General features: G+C 42.0%; 19 protein-coding genes. 8 read left to right on the top strand and 11 right to left on the bottom strand.

Annotated features, from left to right (window positions below; all coding sequences use genetic code 11):
* Positions 1-26: 26 nt before the first annotated feature.
* The 5 genes from CYCME_RS08990 to rluB all read left to right on the top strand — a co-directional run bounded on the left by CYCME_RS08990 (position 27) and on the right by rluB (position 4140).
* Positions 27-341: a pyrimidine/purine nucleoside phosphorylase gene (locus tag CYCME_RS08990; RefSeq protein WP_020932812.1), complete on the top strand. Its 315-nt coding sequence runs from the start codon at positions 27-29 to the stop codon at positions 339-341.
* Between the two features lie 78 nt (positions 342-419).
* Complete coding sequence (gene pyk / locus CYCME_RS08985; RefSeq protein WP_020932811.1) at positions 420-1859, top strand: pyruvate kinase; 1440 nt, start codon at positions 420-422, stop codon at positions 1857-1859.
* Between the two features lie 71 nt (positions 1860-1930).
* Positions 1931-2743 carry a segregation and condensation protein A gene (locus tag CYCME_RS08980; RefSeq protein ID WP_020932810.1) on the top strand — a complete coding sequence of 271 codons (813 nt, stop codon included), beginning with the start codon at positions 1931-1933 and terminating at the stop codon, positions 2741-2743.
* A 13-nt stretch (positions 2744-2756) separates the two neighbouring features.
* Positions 2757-3368, top strand: a complete 612-nt coding sequence (gene scpB / locus CYCME_RS08975) for an SMC-Scp complex subunit ScpB (protein WP_015005554.1) — start codon at positions 2757-2759, stop codon at positions 3366-3368.
* Entirely contained in the window at positions 3346-4140 is a 795-nt protein-coding gene (rluB, locus tag CYCME_RS08970) for a 23S rRNA pseudouridine(2605) synthase RluB (protein WP_015005555.1), read from the top strand. The genes scpB and rluB overlap by 23 nt, the downstream gene beginning before the upstream one ends.
* Here the strand turns inward: rluB and CYCME_RS08965 are convergent.
* From CYCME_RS08965 to CYCME_RS08925, 9 genes are all read right to left on the bottom strand, one after another.
* The gene (locus tag CYCME_RS08965; protein WP_015005556.1) at positions 4137-5021 is read right to left on the bottom strand and encodes a GGDEF domain-containing protein; all 885 of its coding nucleotides are present in this window, start codon (positions 5019-5021) and stop codon (positions 4137-4139) included. The two genes, rluB and CYCME_RS08965, sit on opposite strands and share 4 nt — an antisense overlap.
* A gap of 223 nt (positions 5022-5244) precedes the next feature.
* Positions 5245-5721: a FixH family protein gene (locus tag CYCME_RS08960; protein WP_020161970.1), complete on the bottom strand. Its 477-nt coding sequence runs from the start codon at positions 5719-5721 to the stop codon at positions 5245-5247.
* Positions 5721-7109 (bottom strand): cytochrome c oxidase accessory protein CcoG, encoded by a 1389-nt coding sequence (gene ccoG / locus CYCME_RS08955; RefSeq protein ID WP_020932808.1) that lies wholly within the window; start codon positions 7107-7109, stop codon positions 5721-5723. Before ccoG ends, CYCME_RS08960 begins: the two co-directional genes overlap by 1 nt.
* Entirely contained in the window at positions 7106-7348 is a 243-nt protein-coding gene (locus tag CYCME_RS08950; RefSeq protein ID WP_015005559.1) for a hypothetical protein, read from the bottom strand. Before CYCME_RS08950 ends, ccoG begins: the two co-directional genes overlap by 4 nt.
* 7 nt (positions 7349-7355) lie before the next feature.
* Positions 7356-8246: a cytochrome-c oxidase, cbb3-type subunit III gene (gene ccoP / locus CYCME_RS08945; RefSeq protein ID WP_020932807.1), complete on the bottom strand. Its 891-nt coding sequence runs from the start codon at positions 8244-8246 to the stop codon at positions 7356-7358.
* A complete protein-coding gene (locus CYCME_RS08940; RefSeq protein ID WP_015005561.1) occupies positions 8243-8416 on the bottom strand; it encodes a cbb3-type cytochrome oxidase subunit 3 in 174 nt (57 codons plus the stop codon). Before CYCME_RS08940 ends, ccoP begins: the two co-directional genes overlap by 4 nt.
* 3 nt (positions 8417-8419) lie before the next feature.
* Positions 8420-9028: a cytochrome-c oxidase, cbb3-type subunit II gene (ccoO, locus tag CYCME_RS08935; protein WP_015005562.1), complete on the bottom strand. Its 609-nt coding sequence runs from the start codon at positions 9026-9028 to the stop codon at positions 8420-8422.
* A gap of 15 nt (positions 9029-9043) precedes the next feature.
* On the bottom strand, positions 9044-10456 hold the full coding sequence (ccoN, locus tag CYCME_RS08930; RefSeq protein ID WP_020932806.1) for a cytochrome-c oxidase, cbb3-type subunit I: 1413 nt from the start codon (positions 10454-10456) through the stop codon (positions 9044-9046).
* A 155-nt stretch (positions 10457-10611) separates the two neighbouring features.
* Entirely contained in the window at positions 10612-11328 is a 717-nt protein-coding gene (locus CYCME_RS08925) for a helix-turn-helix domain-containing protein (protein ID WP_015005564.1), read from the bottom strand.
* 64 nt (positions 11329-11392) lie between these two features.
* On the opposite strand from CYCME_RS08925, the gene CYCME_RS08920 reads away from it, so the two are divergent.
* Positions 11393-13849: a heavy metal translocating P-type ATPase gene (locus tag CYCME_RS08920; protein WP_020932805.1), complete on the top strand. Its 2457-nt coding sequence runs from the start codon at positions 11393-11395 to the stop codon at positions 13847-13849.
* On the top strand, positions 13842-14033 hold the full coding sequence (gene ccoS, locus CYCME_RS08915; protein WP_015005566.1) for a cbb3-type cytochrome oxidase assembly protein CcoS: 192 nt from the start codon (positions 13842-13844) through the stop codon (positions 14031-14033). The genes CYCME_RS08920 and ccoS overlap by 8 nt, the downstream gene beginning before the upstream one ends.
* A 2-nt stretch (positions 14034-14035) precedes the next feature.
* Here ccoS and CYCME_RS08910 read toward each other — a convergent pair whose 3' ends face one another.
* Positions 14036-14719 carry a sulfite exporter TauE/SafE family protein gene (locus tag CYCME_RS08910; protein WP_020932804.1) on the bottom strand — a complete coding sequence of 228 codons (684 nt, stop codon included), beginning with the start codon at positions 14717-14719 and terminating at the stop codon, positions 14036-14038.
* Between the two features lie 38 nt (positions 14720-14757).
* Complete coding sequence (sufT, locus tag CYCME_RS08905; RefSeq protein WP_015005568.1) at positions 14758-15306, bottom strand: putative Fe-S cluster assembly protein SufT; 549 nt, start codon at positions 15304-15306, stop codon at positions 14758-14760.
* Between the two features lie 124 nt (positions 15307-15430).
* Here sufT and CYCME_RS08900 point away from each other — a divergent pair, with 124 nt between their 5' ends.
* On the top strand, positions 15431-16765 hold the full coding sequence (locus CYCME_RS08900) for a YihY/virulence factor BrkB family protein (RefSeq protein ID WP_020161975.1): 1335 nt from the start codon (positions 15431-15433) through the stop codon (positions 16763-16765).
* Positions 16766-16832: the final 67 nt, after the last annotated feature.

Here is a 16832-nt window from a genome sequence, read left to right as displayed (position 1 = left end):
GTTAAAAAAACAGAATAGGAAATAACATGTCAGAATTTAAAAATGTCACGATTGTTAAAAAAGCAAATGTGTATTTTGATGGAAAAGTGGTTAGTCGAACGGTTAAATTTGAGGATGGTTCGACAAAAACATTGGGCTATATGATGCCGGGTAACTATGACTTTAATACCGCTGCCGCTGAGGCGATGGAGATTTTAGCTGGGCAACTCGATGTGTTATTGCCAAATTCGCAAGAGTGGGTAGCTGTTAAAGGTGGCGAATCGTTTGATGTGCCGGCGAATGCTAATTTTCAATTAAAAGTTCATGAGCCGACAGATTATTGTTGCTCATATTTTAAATAACGTGTGGGTTATTGTTGCCATAAAACTGTCATCTACACGCTATACTCTAAGCACTATTTCTTAATGAACGAGTAGAGTATGCCTCCTTTTAGAAAACCTAGACGGACTAAAATTATTGCCACCTTGGGTCCAGCTACCGATGAACCCGATGTTTTAGAAAAATTAATTAAAGCGGGCGTAGATGTCGTTCGCTTGAATTTCTCTCACGGCCATGCAGATGAACAAAGAAAACGTGCTCGAGCGGTAAGAGACTTATCAGAAAAACTCGGCCGTCATGTCGGTATCTTGGCTGATTTGCAAGGACCAAAAATTCGTATAGCTCGTTTTGAGGATGGAAAAGTAAGCCTTCAAGAGGGGGCTAAATTTACGATAGATGTAGCGTTAGCATCAACAGCAGGTAATATCACCCAAGTTGGTTGTGATTATAAACCGTTAGCCAATGATGTGACTGAGGGCGATCGTCTATTATTAGACGACGGACGTATCGTGCTGGATGTCGAGGCTGTTAAGGGTTCAAAAATTAAGTGTACTGTCGTTGTGGGCGGGATACTGTCAAATAACAAAGGCATTAACTTACAAGGTGGAGGCTTATCCGCCAATGCGTTAACCGACAAAGATAAGCAAGACATTAAGACGGCTGCTGAGATGAGGGTGGATTTTGTCGCCGTGTCGTTCCCAAGATCTGCAGAAGATATGCATCAAGCACGTGCGTTGGTTAAAGCGGCCGGTAGCCAAGCGCATTTAATTGCTAAAATCGAACGGGCTGAAGCCTTGGATGTGCTGGAAGAAATAGTAGATGCATCTGATGCGGTTATGGTCGCACGAGGTGATTTGGGTGTGGAAATTGGTGATGCTAACTTACCGCCGGTTCAAAAGCATATCATTAGGATGGCTCGAGATAGGGATACTGTAGTTATTACCGCTACACAAATGATGGAGTCGATGATTAATAACGCCATTCCTACGCGTGCAGAAGTGTTTGATGTTGCAAACGCCGTTTCTGATGGTACAGATGCTGTGATGTTATCGGCTGAAACATCAGTTGGACAGTACCCTGTTCAAACTGTGGAGGCAATGGGGCGTATTTGCGAACAAACCGAACGTCAGCCAAGAACGACTCGTTCACGTCACCGTATGGGTAAAGCGTTTGGGCAAATTGATGAGGCCATTGCATTGTCTGCGATGTATGTGGCTAATCATACAGATATTACCGCTATAGCTGCCTTCACTGAGTCGGGGGGTACGCCGAGAATGATGTCTAGAATTAGTTCAGGAATACCTATTTTTGCAATGGCACCAAATAGTGAGGTATGTCGCCGTATGACGCTGTATCGAGGTGTGGTGCCCATTTTGCTAAAAGCGCCACTAGGTCATGCTAAGGATGTTAATGAAGCGGCAATAACAAAATTGCAGCAGCTTGAAATAGTGGCCAAGGGCGACTTAGTTATTATTACAGCAGGTGAGCTGACAGGGCAGCATGGTGGAACAGATACCATGAAAATAAAGAAGGTAGAGTAGCTTGATAGGGTTTCATTGCCAAGCATTTGCTGTGGTAGACTCAGTATCATTAGCCAGCATCTTTTAAATTAATGAACAACCAGACTGACTATGTGGTGCCAATTCAGCAAACGTTAGCCTTGGTTGATGGGAAACCATTTAAAGAGTTACCCGACGACTTATACATCCCCCCAGATGCCTTAGAGGTTTTTTTAGAAACATTTGAAGGCCCTTTAGATTTGCTGCTTTACCTTATTAAGCATCAAAACTTAGATATTCTTGATATTCCCATTCTAAAAATTACTCAGCAGTACATTGAATACATAACGTTGATGCAGAATTTGCGTATGGAATTGGCTGCCGAATATTTAGTCATGGCGGCAATGCTCGCAGAAATAAAATCTAATATGCTATTGCCAAAGAATGTTGAACAGTTAGATGATGAGGAAGACCCTCGTTCAGAACTGGTTAGGCGCCTACAAGAATATGAACGGTTTAAGCGAGCAGCAGATGATATTGATGCTATGCCACGACTGTATCGCGATAATTATTTAGCCACAGCTGAATTGATCGTAGATAAAATGGAAAAACCGCTTCCTGATGTTGATTTGGACAGTCTCTTAATAGCGTTTCAACAGGTGCTTAAACGTGCTGAAAAATTTACTCACCATCAAATTCAGCGCGAAGCATTGTCGGTTAGAGAAAGGATGTCTAATATTTTGACGCTACTCGATAAAACAGAGGAAACGTTTTTAGCTTTTCATCAGTTTTTTACCGTAAAAGAAGGGAAAAAAGGCGCTGTGGTGACATTTTTAGCTATTTTAGAGCTCTGTAAAGAAGAGCTGGTTGAGGTCGTGCAAGGTGAGGCGTTGTCAGAAGTATGGGTTAAATCGCTTAGAGAATAATTGAGAAACTAGGATGGACATAAAGAATATTATTGAGGCATCTTTATTTGCCGCCAGTGAACCCTTGTCGATAATGGAATTGCAAAACTTGTTTTCACTCGAAGATCGTCCAGATAAGCATTCGCTTCGAGAGGTCGTCAACCAGCTGCAAGATGAATATTCGACAAAACCGGTGGAGTTGGTTGAAGTGGCCAACGGCTACCGTTTTCAAGTTAAATCAAAGTATTCGCCTTGGGTAGCAAGATTATGGGAAGAAAAACCTGTAAAATATAGCCGTGCCTTACTGGAAACATTAGCTATTATTGCTTATCAACAGCCAGCGACTCGTGGCGAAATAGAAGATATTCGAGGTGTCGCTGTTGGGACTAATATTATACGTACGCTAGAAGACAGAAACTGGGTACGTGTAATAGGGCGTAAAGAAGTGCCGGGTAGACCGGCCCTTTACGCAACCACAAAAGCGTTTTTAGATTATTTTAATTTACAAACACTGGCTGATTTGCCACCGTTAGCAACTCTCCTTGAAGCTGACTTATTATCGAGCAATGAGCTTCAACTTAACCTGGGTGACGATACCCCAATAAATAAAGATATTACTCAAGATGAAAAACAACAACCCACGTAAAAACCCTCAGCAAGCGACTAATAAAAAAAAGGGTCAGCAGCCAGAGCGCATTCAAAAATTATTAGCGCAAGCCGGTGTTGGCTCACGAAGGCAAGTTGAAAAGTGGATTTTAGACGGTTCTATTCATGTTAATGGTGATGTTGCTAAGCTAGGCGACAAAATTACCACGCATGACATCGTTAAACTTAGAGGGCGGCCAGTTAAATTAGCTGGCAAGCTTGATGTAAATACACAAGTGTTGGTTTATCACAAACCCACGGGTGAAATTGTCAGTAAAAAAGACCCCGAAGGTAGGCCTAGCGTATTTAAACGACTGCCGCGACTAAAGGTTGGGCGTTGGATTGCGATTGGTAGGCTCGACTTAAATACGCAAGGCTTATTAATGTTCACTAATGATGGTGACTTGGCAAATAAGCTCATGCACCCATCAAAGCAAATTGATCGTGAATATGCAGTGAGAGTGATGGGGGTTGTGACACATGACATGCTTGAACGTTTGGTAAATGGTGTGGAACTGGAAGATGGTAAAGCGCGTTTTGAAGATGTACAAGAGTCTGGTGGTGAGGGAATAAACCGTTGGTTCCATGTGGTAGTGGCTGAAGGGCGTAACCGTGTTGTTAGAAGGCTCTGGGAATCCCAAGACTGTAAGGTGAGCCGTTTAATTAGGGTTCGCTATGGCAGTGTGTTTTTGCCGCCGGGACTGCCAGCTGGGCAGCACCAAATGTTAGATAAAAAAGAAATTGAAGCGCTTAAACATTTAATTGCCGATTAGGCACAAACAACTTTATTTCGACCGCTATCTTTTGCTTTGTACAATGCGTTATCTGAACGACTCATTATGACCCCCAGCGAGTCGTTTTCTTTGTATTGTGTAATACCCATACTAGCAGTCAGCTGGAACTGAGTGTCATCATGTAGAATGCTTAAAGATTCAATAGCCGTACGTAATCGTTCAGCAATGAGTTCAGCGCCTTTTAAATCAGTATCGTTTAGTAGTATGGCAAACTCTTCACCACCAAGCCTAAAAATATAGTCGCTTTCACGCAGGGTCTTTTCAATGCATTGTGTGACGTCTTTTAGGGCAGTGTCTCCTGCGCAATGACCGTATCTATCGTTTATTGTTTTAAAAAAATCAAGGTCTAGCATTATCAAAGATAAGTCAGAGTGGTGGCGCTTGGTTAAAGAAACCTCTTTTTGAAAAACAGAGCGTAATGTGGAACGGTTTAAAACACCGGTTAATGGGTCTGTATGTGCAAATTGAATTGCTTGGCTGTATAACAAGGTATTTTTCAAAGGGTAGAGCAAAACACTAAGAAATTGCTCTATGGTGTTAAGTTCACTTTCAGTAAACCGTTGACGACGCATAAATGTCAGCTTACCAAGAGAATTGTTTTCAATAGTCAGGCTGTATTCGCAACTGTGGTTGGTGCGTGAACCATGTTGAAAAACAATGCCTAGCTCAGGGTTTTCAAAAATGACACCACTATGGTCAACAGCTTTTAGTAATTCATTACTAAAGAGGGGGACTAATTCATCTAAAATAATAGTGGTCTGAAGCGCACTGATTAGATGATTTATAGTGTCTTGCTGTTTAAGTTTTTGCGAGACTGATGTGTCGTTTGATCTGCTGTCTATTGTTTTTTTTAATTCCATTGTTATTCAGCCTGTACAGGTAACTAGGTTAACCGTTATTGTTGATTTTAAAACTTTATAGCGAAAGTTGTGCCAAAAAAATTAAATCGATATAAAACAATGTGTTAATAATTTATTTAAAGGTAATATTTTAAAACGACAATATTTTGACTTTTAATTGAGGGTCGTCTTGCAGGTAGGATTAGTGGTTCTTATATGGTAATAAGAACCGAGCTTGGCAGTGCTATGGCGTCGTTAAAGTAGACGTTCTTGAGATCTTCCAATGGTTATTAGGTGGAGTGATGTATATATACCATTTGCCTTGTTTGGGTAATTTAAAAGGAGTTTGGTAGATACCGTTGGCTATTTTAACCAAGTTGAGAGTCTGGTCATATTGCTCAAGCGTGGGATGTCGTAGCGCAACGATTAAGTGTGACGGTTGAACCTTAGGGGCATTTAAATGGACGGTAAGAGCGGTACTATTAACACTGACAACTGCTGAGACACCAAGTCTTAGAGCCTTTTCTTCAAGCTGTTTGCTGGCGTTTATGGCGAGCCCCTCTTTGTAATAATCACTTTGGACCAAGGAAGGAGGGTTCCCTTGAGCAATGAGGAAGGTAATTATGCTGGCAACAACGACGCTTAGCGGAAGTAGTATTAAAAACCAGGGCCAAAATTGTTTATACCAAGGGAGGCTGTCTTCACGAAGAGTATTCATCATTAAGGTTCTAATGGGCCAATAAATCGGCCTTCTGATTCAGTTGAAATGCTGGCATCATCTGTTGCTTGCACCGATAAAGTCAGGTTGATTGAGGTTGTATGAAGCGTATCTGGGTCGGCGGATAATTGTAACGGCATTTCTAATACTTGGCCGGCGTTAACATGGATAGGATCTTTGATAGAGGTTTTAATGCCTTCTATACCGGTGACCTTTAAGCTGTAGGTGTGGTCAACAGTATCCATATTTAAGATTTTAATCGTGTAAGTATTACTGATGGTTCCTTCATAATCTTCACGGTATAGTGCATTTCGATCTCTTAGGACATTTAGCTCAACAGCATCCCGTGTTTCAATAGAATAGATAACGCCAGATAAAATACCGATGAGCAGTAGACTGTAGATGACAATTCGTGGCCTTAGCAAGTTAGTTTTCTTGCCTTCCATATGGTTCTCGGTGGTGTATTTAATCAGCCCACGTGGGTAATTCATTTTATCCATAACGTCGTTGCACACATCAATGCAGGCGGCACAGCCAATGCATTCATATTGCAGTCCGTTACGAATATCAATTCCTGTTGGGCAGACTTGAACACATAAACTACAGTCTATACAGCTGCCTAACTGTTTTTCTTTGAAATCCTCGCCTCTTTTTCTCCGCCCTCTAGGTTCGCCTCTTAGGGCGTCATACGAGATCACTAAGGTGTTTTTGTCTAGCATGGCGCTTTGAAAGCGAGCATAGGGGCACATATACATACAGACCTGTTCTCTTAACCAGCCTGCATTGCCATAGGTTGCAAAACTATAAAATAGAAACCAGAAGGTTTCCCATGGACCTAGGTTAAACGAGGCAATGCCCTGTGCTAGATCCCTAATAGGCGTAAAGAAACCGACAAATGTGAAGCCGGTATACAACGAAAAGATCAGCCAAATGGCATGTTTGGTCGCCTTTATACGAAATTTCGTAAAACTATTTGCTTGTTTGTCCAGCTTCATTTGCTGAGAGCGAGTTCCTTCAACTTTTCGTTCAATCCATAAAAAAACTTCGGTCCACACTGTTTGTGGGCAAGCGTACCCACACCATAATCGACCGGCTAGCGCAGTAAAGAGGAATAGTGCAAATGCAGCACAAATTAAAAGTAGGGCAAGATAAATAAAGTCTTGAGGCCAGAAAATCCAATGAAAAATGTAAAATTTACGCTCTGGTAGATCAAATAGTACAACCTGGTGACCATTAAAATTAACCCAGGGAAGGAGGTAATAAAGACCAAGAAGGGTGACTACACCGAGCACTCTTAGGTTAGCAAATAGGCCATGGACTTCACGAGGGTAAAGTTTTTTTCGTTTTTCAAAAAGCGATGACTCTATAGAGTCATTTTTATGAGACGTCATTTTTTTCTGTTTACGCTACGAGAAAATATGATTGAGAATAAGCCACTCCAAGCACAAGCTAGCCAGAAAAAAATAAAGCCTAAGGAGTAAGCGGCGAGATAGGAAATATGATCAAAACCAATCTGTGATGCGATAATGATGGGATCAATGGCACTAAAAACAATGCCGCTAAGGACGCAGGCCATCCAAAAAGATGGCCACAGTGTTCCAATAATGATTCGTTTAGTATCTAAATTCATGCTTAATTTAGTGGCTAGATAAGCTATAGACGTAAGCAGAGAGAATATGGATTTTGTCCTCGCCCAAAAACTCCAAATGAGCTGGCATTTGGCCGTTACGGCCTTTACTAATGGACTCAATTATTTTGTTACGTGAGGCACCATATAACCAAATTTTATCAGCAAGGTTGGGTGCGCCAAGCAAAGGATTGCCGGTTGCATCTGCTTGGTGGCAGGTGGCGCAATAACTTGCAAAAACTTTTTTACCACGTTGAGCATCGGTCGCTTTATGTTGTCTGCCAGTTAAGCTCATCAGGTAGTCTGCAAGGTAACTAATTTGTATGGGTTTGAGGACTGACTCCCAAGCAGGCATAACGCCGGTGCGTCCGTGAGCTATTGTGTGTTGGATATCAGTGGGTTGACCGCCCCAGATCCACTCATTATCCGTGAGGTTGGGGAAGCCTCTAGAGCCGGCAGCGTCAGAACCATGACATTGTGCGCAATAATTAACAAATAAGCGTTGGCCGACTGCATTGGCATCTTTGTTTTCACTTAGCTCAATAATGGGTGTTTCAGCATATTGACTGAAAATAGGACCGTAGGTCTCATTGGCTGCTTGGACTTCATCAGAGTATTTTTTATCCGATGTCCAAGCTAATAAACCGGGGTAATTACCATAACCGGGGTACATTAGTAGGTAGATTAACCCCCACACAATGGTGATGTAGAACAGGTATAACCACCAGCGAGGCATTGGATTGTTCAGTTCCATTAGGTTGCTATCCCAAACATGGCCTGTTGCTTCGCCTTGCTTGGCCTCGCCCTTATTGGGCTTGGCAACCCATCTGATGAGTAGATAGCAGCCAATAATATTTAATAGAATGACAACCGTTACAATGATAGACCAAAAATCACTCATTTCTTATCCTCTTGTAAAGTTGCGCTGATCTCTTCACCTTGAAAGGGGATATTAGCGGCTTCTTCAAACTCTTTTTTACGATCTTTGCTCCATGCCCATATCCAAATGGCAATAAAAAGTACAAATAGCGCTAGTGTCAAAATAGAGCGTAGTGTATTTAGTTCAAACATACGTTATCTCCTTGTGCTGACGTGGGTCCCGAGAACCTGCAAATAGGCAATGAGTGCGTCCATTTCAGTTTTTCCTTTTACAGAATCAGCTGCATTGGCAATGTCTTCGTCTGTATACGGCGTGTTAAGAATGCGAAGGGCGCGCATTTTCTTTGCAATGAGCTCACCATCGACCTTGTTATCCTTAAGCCAAGGGTAGCCGGGCATATTGGATTCGGGCACTACTAAGCGTGGGTTTGTGAGGTGTAAACGATGCCAATCATCACTATAGCGACCGCCAACACGTTGTAAGTCTGGCCCGGTTCTTTTCGAACCCCACTGGAAAGGTCTATCGTACGTAAACTCACCGGCTAATGAGTAATGGCCATAACGTTCTGTTTCTGCACGGAATGGGCGAATCATTTGTGAATGACAGCCATAGCAGCCTTCACGTACATAAACGTCTCGGCCAGCTAACTGTAAAGAATTGTAGGGCAGTAACCCAGACACAGGTTCAGTCGTTTGCTTCATAAAGAATAAAGGGACAATTTCAATCAAGCCGCCAACTGAAATAACGAGGACGATTAAAACAACCATTAACCCAATATTAGTCTCAACTTTTTCGTGACTCATCTTGATGCTCTCCAGTTAAACATGTTGAGGTACAAGAATATTAGAAGCTTCAGAGCCCTTAATAGTTTTGTACACATTGTAAGCCATGATAAGCATGCCAATTAAGAACATGGTGCCACCCAGAAAGCGAATAAGGTAAAAAGGCTGCATACGCAATAAAGACTCTACAAAACTATAAGTGAGTGTCCCGTCATCATTGATTGCGCCCCACATCAACCCTTGCATAACACCAGCAATCCACATGGATGCTACGTAAAGAACAATGCCAATAGTAGCGACCCAAAAGTGTGTTTCAACAAGTGCCATACTAGACATATCTTGTTTACCAAATAGCTTTGGGATTAAATAATACAGAGAACCTATAGTGATCATGGCGACCCAACCTAAAGCACCGGAATGAACGTGCCCGATCGTCCACTCTGTATAGTGAGATAGAGCATTGACAGATTTAATTGCCATCATCGGTCCTTCAAATGTAGACATGCCATAGAAAGACAGCGAAACAATTAAAAACTTTAAAATGGGGTCATGGCGAAGTTTCTGCCAAGCACCTGATAAAGTCATGATGCCGTTGATCATACCGCCCCATGATGGCGCTAATAAAACGATCGAAAAGGCCGCACCTACGGATTGAATCCAGTCAGGTAGGGCGGTGTAATGAAGGTGATGTGGTCCTGCCCACATATAAATAGAAATAAGTGCCCAAAAATGCACAATAGACAAACGGTATGAATAGATAGGCCGTTCGGCTTGCTTAGGAACAAAATAATACATCATGCCTAAAAAGCCAGCGGTTAGGAAAAAACCAACCGCATTATGCCCATACCACCATTGCACCATGGCATCCGTTGCACCAGCGTAGATCGGGTAAGACTCGGTAAGGCTTACAGGGATAGCTAAAGAACGGACAATATGCAAAACAGCGACAGTAAGAATAAAAGCGCCAAAGAACCAATTAGCTACATAAATATGTGGTGTTTTTCGCTTCACGATAGTGCCGAAGAAGACAATGCCATAGGCTACCCAAACAACCGCTAATAGAATATCAATCGGCCAAATTAATTCGGCATATTCACCGCTTTGTGTATAGCCTAAGGGGAGCGTAATCGCAGCCAGTACGATAATCAGTGTCCAACCCCAAAAGACAAAGCTAGCCAAGGCGTTAGCAAATAAACGAACTTGACAGGTTCGTTGTACCACATATAAAGAGGTGGCCATTAAACCAGAGCCACCAAATGCAAAAATAACGGCATTTGTATGTAACGGCCGAAGTCGGCTATAGGTTAACCAAGGTAGGTCAAAATTAAGAGCAGGCCAAACTAATTGTGCAGCAATGATGACGCCGACAAGCATACCAACAATACCCCAAACAACGGTCATGATCGAAAATTGTCGAACCACAGTATCGTTGTAGATAAGTGTACTCATACGAGAGCCTCTGTCATTTAAGAGGCTAAAGTATAGGTGCTGTATTGCAGCAAAGAAAGGTCAGCTGGGGCAAACCTGATCTGAATCAGTTTTTCGTTAAATCAAGTTATTTTGTGGGCTTAGCTCGGACTAAATGCTTTGTTTTTTGTGATAAATTAGATAGCCGTCAGTATGTTTTTCAGGCCTTCCAGGTTATTGATTTTAATCCGGCGTCTGTTTTCAAGCGTGATGAGGTTGTCACGTTCAAGTTTGCGTATGCCCCTGCTAACGGTTTCAGGTGAGAGGTTGAGTAAGCTGCCGATTTCACTACGCGATAAGAAAAGGTTGAATTCGGTATAGAAGTAGCCCCGTAGTCGATAGCGATCCGATAAGTCTAATAGCAATGAAACAATACGTTTTTCAGCACTAACTTTACTAGTAGCGTTTGTATTGTTGCTTTGATTTATTGATTTGCTAGCATGCTTGAGTAATTGTTTAAAAATACTTGGGATGTTTTCTTGTAAACTCTCAAGGTCTATTTCACAAATATTGCTGGTTTCAAGTGCATGAATCGAACATTGGTATCTGTCAGTAGCGACCCCATCAAAACCAATAATTTCGCCGGGAAGATAAACACCCATTACATCATCAGATTCATCACTTTTGCTGATAATTTTGACAGAACCAGATTTGAGTGCATATAACGACTTAAAAGGAGAGTTTTGGTGATAAAGAATATCACCCGCTTGCAACAGTTTTGTATGGCTGACCGAGTCATCTAGCCGATCAATATCTTGTGGAGCTAAGCCATGAGGTATACATAAATCACCTAGGCTGCAGTTACTACAAGATACAGTTAAATCACGAAATAAATTTTTAGCTGATACGCTCATTCAATCTAAACTATTGAAAATGAATATATTACCTTATTTGAACATGAATTCCACTGTCTAACTGATGACAATTGACACTAAATTAGAAAAAGAAGTTGTTTGCTTTCACTGTGGCCTTGAAGTGCCAAGCACAACGAAGTGGGGTATTAATTTTGATGGGCAGTGGAGAGCCATGTGTTGTCCAGGCTGTGAAGCCGTGGCGCAAGCGATTATAAATAATGGTTTGGCAGATTATTACCAAAAACGTACCGCTTATGCAGTTTCAATGGATTCGTTAAGTGAAGAGCTTGAGTTTAATACGGCTGCATCGTTAGAAACCGATTGCTCTAACGAAGAAGTCATAAAGACCTCACTTATCATCGAGGGGATTACTTGCTCTGCCTGTATATGGTTATTGGAGCGGCAAGTTCAAAAACTACGCGGCGTGGTGTCGTTTAAGATTAATTATGCGACTCGGCGTGGGTTACTTAAAACCATCGGTCACGAGGTTAATATTGCCGATGTACTAACGGCGATAAGAGCCATTGGGTATCAGGCAGTTACCTTTGATGCGAATAAGCAGTTCCTTAACTTGCAAAAAGAACGCAAAGACTTTCTCAGTAGAATTGGTGTGGCTGTATTTTGTGGTATGCAGGTGATGATGATCACATTAGGTATCTATGTAGCGGACCCAAGTGAAATTGACCCTAATATGTTGCAGTTTTTAAAATGGATTAGCGCCTTATTAACACTGCCGGTCTTATTGTTTTCAGCGAAGCCATTTTTATATGCGGCTTGTCGAGATATTAAAAATAAAATGCCGGGTATGGATGTGCCTGTTGCATTGGGTATAAGCCTGGGTTTTTTTGCCAGCCTTTTTAATACCTACCAAGGTAAAGGTGATACGTATTACGAGTCAGTTTGTATGTTTGTATTATTTCTTATGTTAGCGCGATATGTAGAGTTTCTCACCCGTTGGTACGCGATGAGTTCGAGTGAGCGTATTACACAGGCGGTGCCAATGATGGCTAAACGGATAGCTGAAAACAACGTTACCCATAAAGTTGCAGCAAATTCGTTAGCATTGGGCGATTACATACAAATTAACCCAGGAGAAGTGGTGCCGGCAGATGCAGTTGTTGTGGACGGTGAATCGCAGGTAGATGAGTCAATTTTAACCGGTGAAAGTGAACCGATTCGTAAACGCCTCAATGACAGTGTATTAGGCGGTAGCCATAATTTAGATAACACCTTAATAGCAAAGGTGAGCTGCGTTGGAAAAGACAGTACCTTATCAACCATTGCACGTTTAATCGAACAAGCCCATGCACAGAAGCCTGCTTGGGTCGAAACAGCAGACCGTTTTGCTAGTGTATTTGTTTTAATGGTTATTTTGGTCACCTTGGGTAGCGCTATATTTGGTTATTGGCAAGGTCATGTGGATTGGTTTTCAACGGCCTTGTCGGTCCTAGTGGTGACCTGCCCGTGTGCGTTATCCCTTGCGACGCCAACTGCTTATACAGCTGCGATGAGTGCGTTATTTGACCACGGCATTATTATTACAAAAGGGACTGCGTTAGAAAAATTAGCCAGTATTAATCGGGTCGTTTTTGATAAAACGGGCACGCTCACCGAAGGCAGTATGAATGTATCTGATTGCACTGTGTTTGATGGGCGTGATAAGCAAAGCATAATGGATATAGCCATTAGTTTAGAGCGCTTTTCAGATCACCCTATCGCGCGTGCTTTTAAACATGAAAAAACGGTAAACCCTCAACCAGCCAGCGCAATAGAGCAAACCAATGGCGCCGGTTTAAAAGGCTCGATAGAGGGTAAAACCTATTATATTGGATCTCAGCAATATATTAAGCAGTCATCTGGGTTAATGTTTGAGACTCATAATTCAAATGTAACACAGGTGTATTTGGCTGATGATGTGCAATGCCTCGCTGTTTTTGAAATACATGATGACATAAGGCAGGGGGCTTCTTCAGCTGTTAATTGGTTAAAAAGCGATGGAAAAAAAGTGAGCTTATTAAGTGGTGATAAACTCAGTCCCGTTGCATGGTTAGCGAAAAAAGTAGCTATTGAGGATTTTAAATCGGATGCCACACCGAGTGATAAACTAAAAGAAATCGACCGCATGCAAAGGGGCGGCGAGCAAGTGGCTATGGTGGGTGATGGTGTTAATGATGCGCCCATTTTGGCTAAGGCGGATGTTTCTATTTCTGTTTCTGGTGCAAGTCAATTGGCACGTGCATCATCGGATATCTTGTTAATGAATAATGATATGCAAAACCTTCAACACGTCTTTAAGCTATCAAAAAAGACCAAGGCAATTATTAAGCAAAATATGGCTTGGGCACTGGTATATAACATTGGTGCTTTACCATTAGCAATGGCAGGGCATGTAGAGCCTTGGCAAGCAGCACTCGGCATGTCGATTAGTTCCTTGGTGGTTGTTTTAAACTCTTTTCTCTTGCGCTTTGTGCTCCCAGCAGCCAGTAAGAGCAAAAAAATATCGAGGTTACACGTTGGATAGCTTGTATTTTTTAATTCCCGTATCGGTTGTTTTGCTGGTGCTAATAGCCGCTATTTTTTTATGGGCGGTGCGGTCTGGGCAGTTTGATGATTTAGAGGGGCCGGGCCACAGTATTTTGTATGAAGAAGAGAATGAAGAATTAGGTGCTGATGACAACAAGGCTGACAATAAAACAGACAAATAACGTTACTGCATAGACATACCCATGGGGTTAATTAATTTAAACACCGCAAAAATAATAATTAAGCCACCAACACTGCGTCGAATAAGTAGTGAGCGTGTAAATTGGGTTAGTTTTTCTGACGCTATTCCCATGGTCATTAACATCGGTAAGGTGCCTAGGCCAAAACTTAACATAATTAAGGCGCCATTTAGAGGGTGCGCGCTGGCAAGACTCCATGCCAGTGCAGAATAGACCAGTCCACATGGCAGCCAGCCCCAGATAATACCGAGGAGAAACGCATCACGTTTATGTTGGATGGGTAATAGTTGACGACTAAGTGGCGACAGGCGTTTCCATAAGCGTTGGCCAAAACGCTCTAAGTAACTGAGAAAATTTAGCCAGCCTAAGAGGTAAAAACCGAAGGCAAGCATAAAAATAGACGTTAAGTACTTTGAAAACAACATCAACGCGGCTGTATCCATTGGCGAAAGAGCCACATGGCTTATGCTACCAGCTAAAAAACCAATAAAACTATAACTAAGAATACGCCCAGCATTATAGGACAGTGTTTTTGTAACAGTTTGATAACTAGACGAATTCGTTTGTTGGCTTAATATGCCGACTATTCCTCCACACATTGGAACACAATGGGTAGACCCCAATAGACCAAAGGTAAATGCAATAAAGTAAGTGCTTTGTGTCAACAAGGGGTAGCAATAACGGCTTTAGCAGATAAGCGCAGCGTCTAAAGCATCCCTAGTTGAAGTTTTGCAGCTTCAGACATCATGTTTTGATTCCAAGGCGGGTCTAAAACAACCTCTACTTCAACAGTCTCAACCCCTTCCATATGCTTAATACCCGATTCAATATCAGCTTGAATAACCGGGCCCATGCCACAACCCGGTGCGGTTAGGGTCATTGTAACGTGTACATGATTCAAGCCGTCAGTTAGGGCGCGAACGGTGCAATCATAAATTAGCCCAAGGTCAACGACATTGACCGGTATTTCAGGGTCGTAGACGGTTTTCATAAAAGCCCAACAAGCTTCACGCACTGATTCAGGGTCTGTGCCGGTTTCATAAGCATGAACAACTTCAACTTCCTTACCTAAAACATCAGCATCAATGGCTGAAATTCGAGCAATAATACCTGTTTCGCTTGATACGGTATAAGAGCCGCCCAGTGACTGCATGATGGTAACGACATCACCTTTTTTGAGCCGAACATGGATCCCCGCAGGGATAACGATGGCATTAACGTCTCTGTTTAGTTCGATGGATTCTTGTTCTGACATAAAAAAAATAAAATGAAAAGTGAGATTGCGTAAATGATACCTGTGTTGTTTACGAAAAGCGAAGCCTGTAGGATATTTGAGGGAAAAAAAGAACAGACAATAACAAAGGCCTGGGAGCTAATACGTGCAAAAAAATAAATTTAACTTGCAAGATAAAGTCACCTCGTTGCTCTGGCCAGATGAAACAGGGCTGTCACCATTCCATCTACTGTTATTGAAAATATTACGTGTGGTATACGTGTCTGTCACAGATTTAATGGAAGGGCAGCTAAGCCTAAGGGCGATGAGTTTGGTTTATACCACGCTGTTATCCATTGTGCCCTTATTGGCGTTGAGCTTTTCCGTGTTAAAAGCAATGGGTGTGCATAATGAAATTGAGCCTTTCCTATTTCAATTTTTAGCACCGCTTGGTGAGCAAGGCACCCAAATTGGTGAAAATATAATTGGGTTTATCGATAATATAAAAGTCGGGGTGCTCGGCTCGGTTGGCTTAGGTTTGTTAATTTACACCGTTTTGTCGCTAGTCCAAAAAATAGAAAATGCATTCAATATGATTTGGCATGTTGAAACGACCCGTAGCATTGGAGAGCGATTTAGTAGTTACTTGAGTGTTATTTTAATTGGCCCAGTTATGATGGTTTCTGCGATAGGGGTAACCGCTACCATCATGAGTTCCTCTATTGTGACTTATTTTGCGACCATCGAGCCTTTTGGTAGTTTGATTGTGCTAGCAACCAAATTGCTGCCTTATCTCATGGTGATGGGCGCCTTTACATTTATCTATATGTTTGTGCCCAATACGCGTGTGCGCCTATCAGCGGCTTTAATCGGGGCAATCGTAGCAGGGTTTTTATGGGAATCATCAGGCCTTTTATTTGCAACATTTGTTGTTAATTCAACGAAGTACACAGCTATTTACTCCAGTTTTGCTGTAGTGATTATGCTGTTGATTTGGCTCTATATCAGTTGGTTAATTTTACTGTTTGGCTCTAACCTTGCCTTTTATGTGCAAAACCCATCGTCTCTCAGGGTCGATAGGGGCGGTTTTGAAATAAGTAATCGAGTTAAGGAACGCATTGCTCTATTGTTAATGCAATTGGTTGGTGAAAAACATTATGCAGGGGAGAAGCCGCCTACAATGGCTGATTTAACCGGTGATATCTCTGCACCACATACAGTCGTTCGTTATGTTCTTAAAAAACTGATAGCGCAACATCTAGTGATAGGGACGAATGAGACACCGGTTGCTTATTTACCGGCCAAATCATTGGATGTTTTACTATTAAGCGATGTTATACAAGCGGTTCGATGTGCAGAAGAAGACCACTTCTTGGCGGCTAATGTACTAACATTAAAAAGCCAATCATTAGAGCTCGTTAATGGAATTGATAAGGCCATTAGTGCCTCTTTAGGCAATAAAACAGTGCGTGACTTGGTTGTTGATAGTAAGCAGCAGTGACTTTTTAAAGACGTTACCCGCAAGATGCTTTAAAATTCGGCGCTTAATTTAGAATTAGGTGTTCCGT

Source organism: Cycloclasticus zancles 78-ME (genome assembly GCF_000442595.1).
Classification (GTDB): domain Bacteria; phylum Pseudomonadota; class Gammaproteobacteria; order Methylococcales; family Cycloclasticaceae; genus Cycloclasticus; species Cycloclasticus pugetii.
This window is presented reverse-complemented; position numbering and strand designations above follow the sequence as displayed.

Bases quoted from the DNA above. Each gene is read 5' to 3' on its own strand.
- CYCME_RS08920 (WP_020932805.1), top strand. From the start codon at position 11,393: ATGACAATTGACACTAAATTAGAAAAAGAAGTTGTTTGCTTTCACTGT.
- CYCME_RS08925 (WP_015005564.1), bottom strand. From the start codon at position 11,328: ATGAGCGTATCAGCTAAAAATTTATTTCGTGATTTAACTGTATCTTGT.
- scpB (WP_015005554.1), top strand. From the start codon at position 2,757: ATGGACATAAAGAATATTATTGAGGCATCTTTATTTGCCGCCAGTGAA.
- CYCME_RS08950 (WP_015005559.1), bottom strand. From the start codon at position 7,348: ATGAATTTAGATACTAAACGAATCATTATTGGAACACTGTGGCCATCT.
- ccoO (WP_015005562.1), bottom strand. From the start codon at position 9,028: ATGAGTCACGAAAAAGTTGAGACTAATATTGGGTTAATGGTTGTTTTA.
- ccoG (WP_020932808.1), bottom strand. From the start codon at position 7,109: ATGACGTCTCATAAAAATGACTCTATAGAGTCATCGCTTTTTGAAAAA.
- CYCME_RS08965 (WP_015005556.1), bottom strand. From the start codon at position 5,021: ATGGAATTAAAAAAAACAATAGACAGCAGATCAAACGACACATCAGTC.
- CYCME_RS08940 (WP_015005561.1), bottom strand. From the start codon at position 8,416: ATGTTTGAACTAAATACACTACGCTCTATTTTGACACTAGCGCTATTT.
- rluB (WP_015005555.1), top strand. From the start codon at position 3,346: ATGAAAAACAACAACCCACGTAAAAACCCTCAGCAAGCGACTAATAAA.
- sufT (WP_015005568.1), bottom strand. From the start codon at position 15,306: ATGTCAGAACAAGAATCCATCGAACTAAACAGAGACGTTAATGCCATC.
- pyk (WP_020932811.1), top strand. From the start codon at position 420: ATGCCTCCTTTTAGAAAACCTAGACGGACTAAAATTATTGCCACCTTG.
- CYCME_RS08990 (WP_020932812.1), top strand. From the start codon at position 27: ATGTCAGAATTTAAAAATGTCACGATTGTTAAAAAAGCAAATGTGTAT.
- CYCME_RS08960 (WP_020161970.1), bottom strand. From the start codon at position 5,721: ATGATGAATACTCTTCGTGAAGACAGCCTCCCTTGGTATAAACAATTT.
- ccoP (WP_020932807.1), bottom strand. From the start codon at position 8,246: ATGAGTGATTTTTGGTCTATCATTGTAACGGTTGTCATTCTATTAAAT.
- CYCME_RS08980 (WP_020932810.1), top strand. From the start codon at position 1,931: ATGAACAACCAGACTGACTATGTGGTGCCAATTCAGCAAACGTTAGCC.
- ccoN (WP_020932806.1), bottom strand. From the start codon at position 10,456: ATGAGTACACTTATCTACAACGATACTGTGGTTCGACAATTTTCGATC.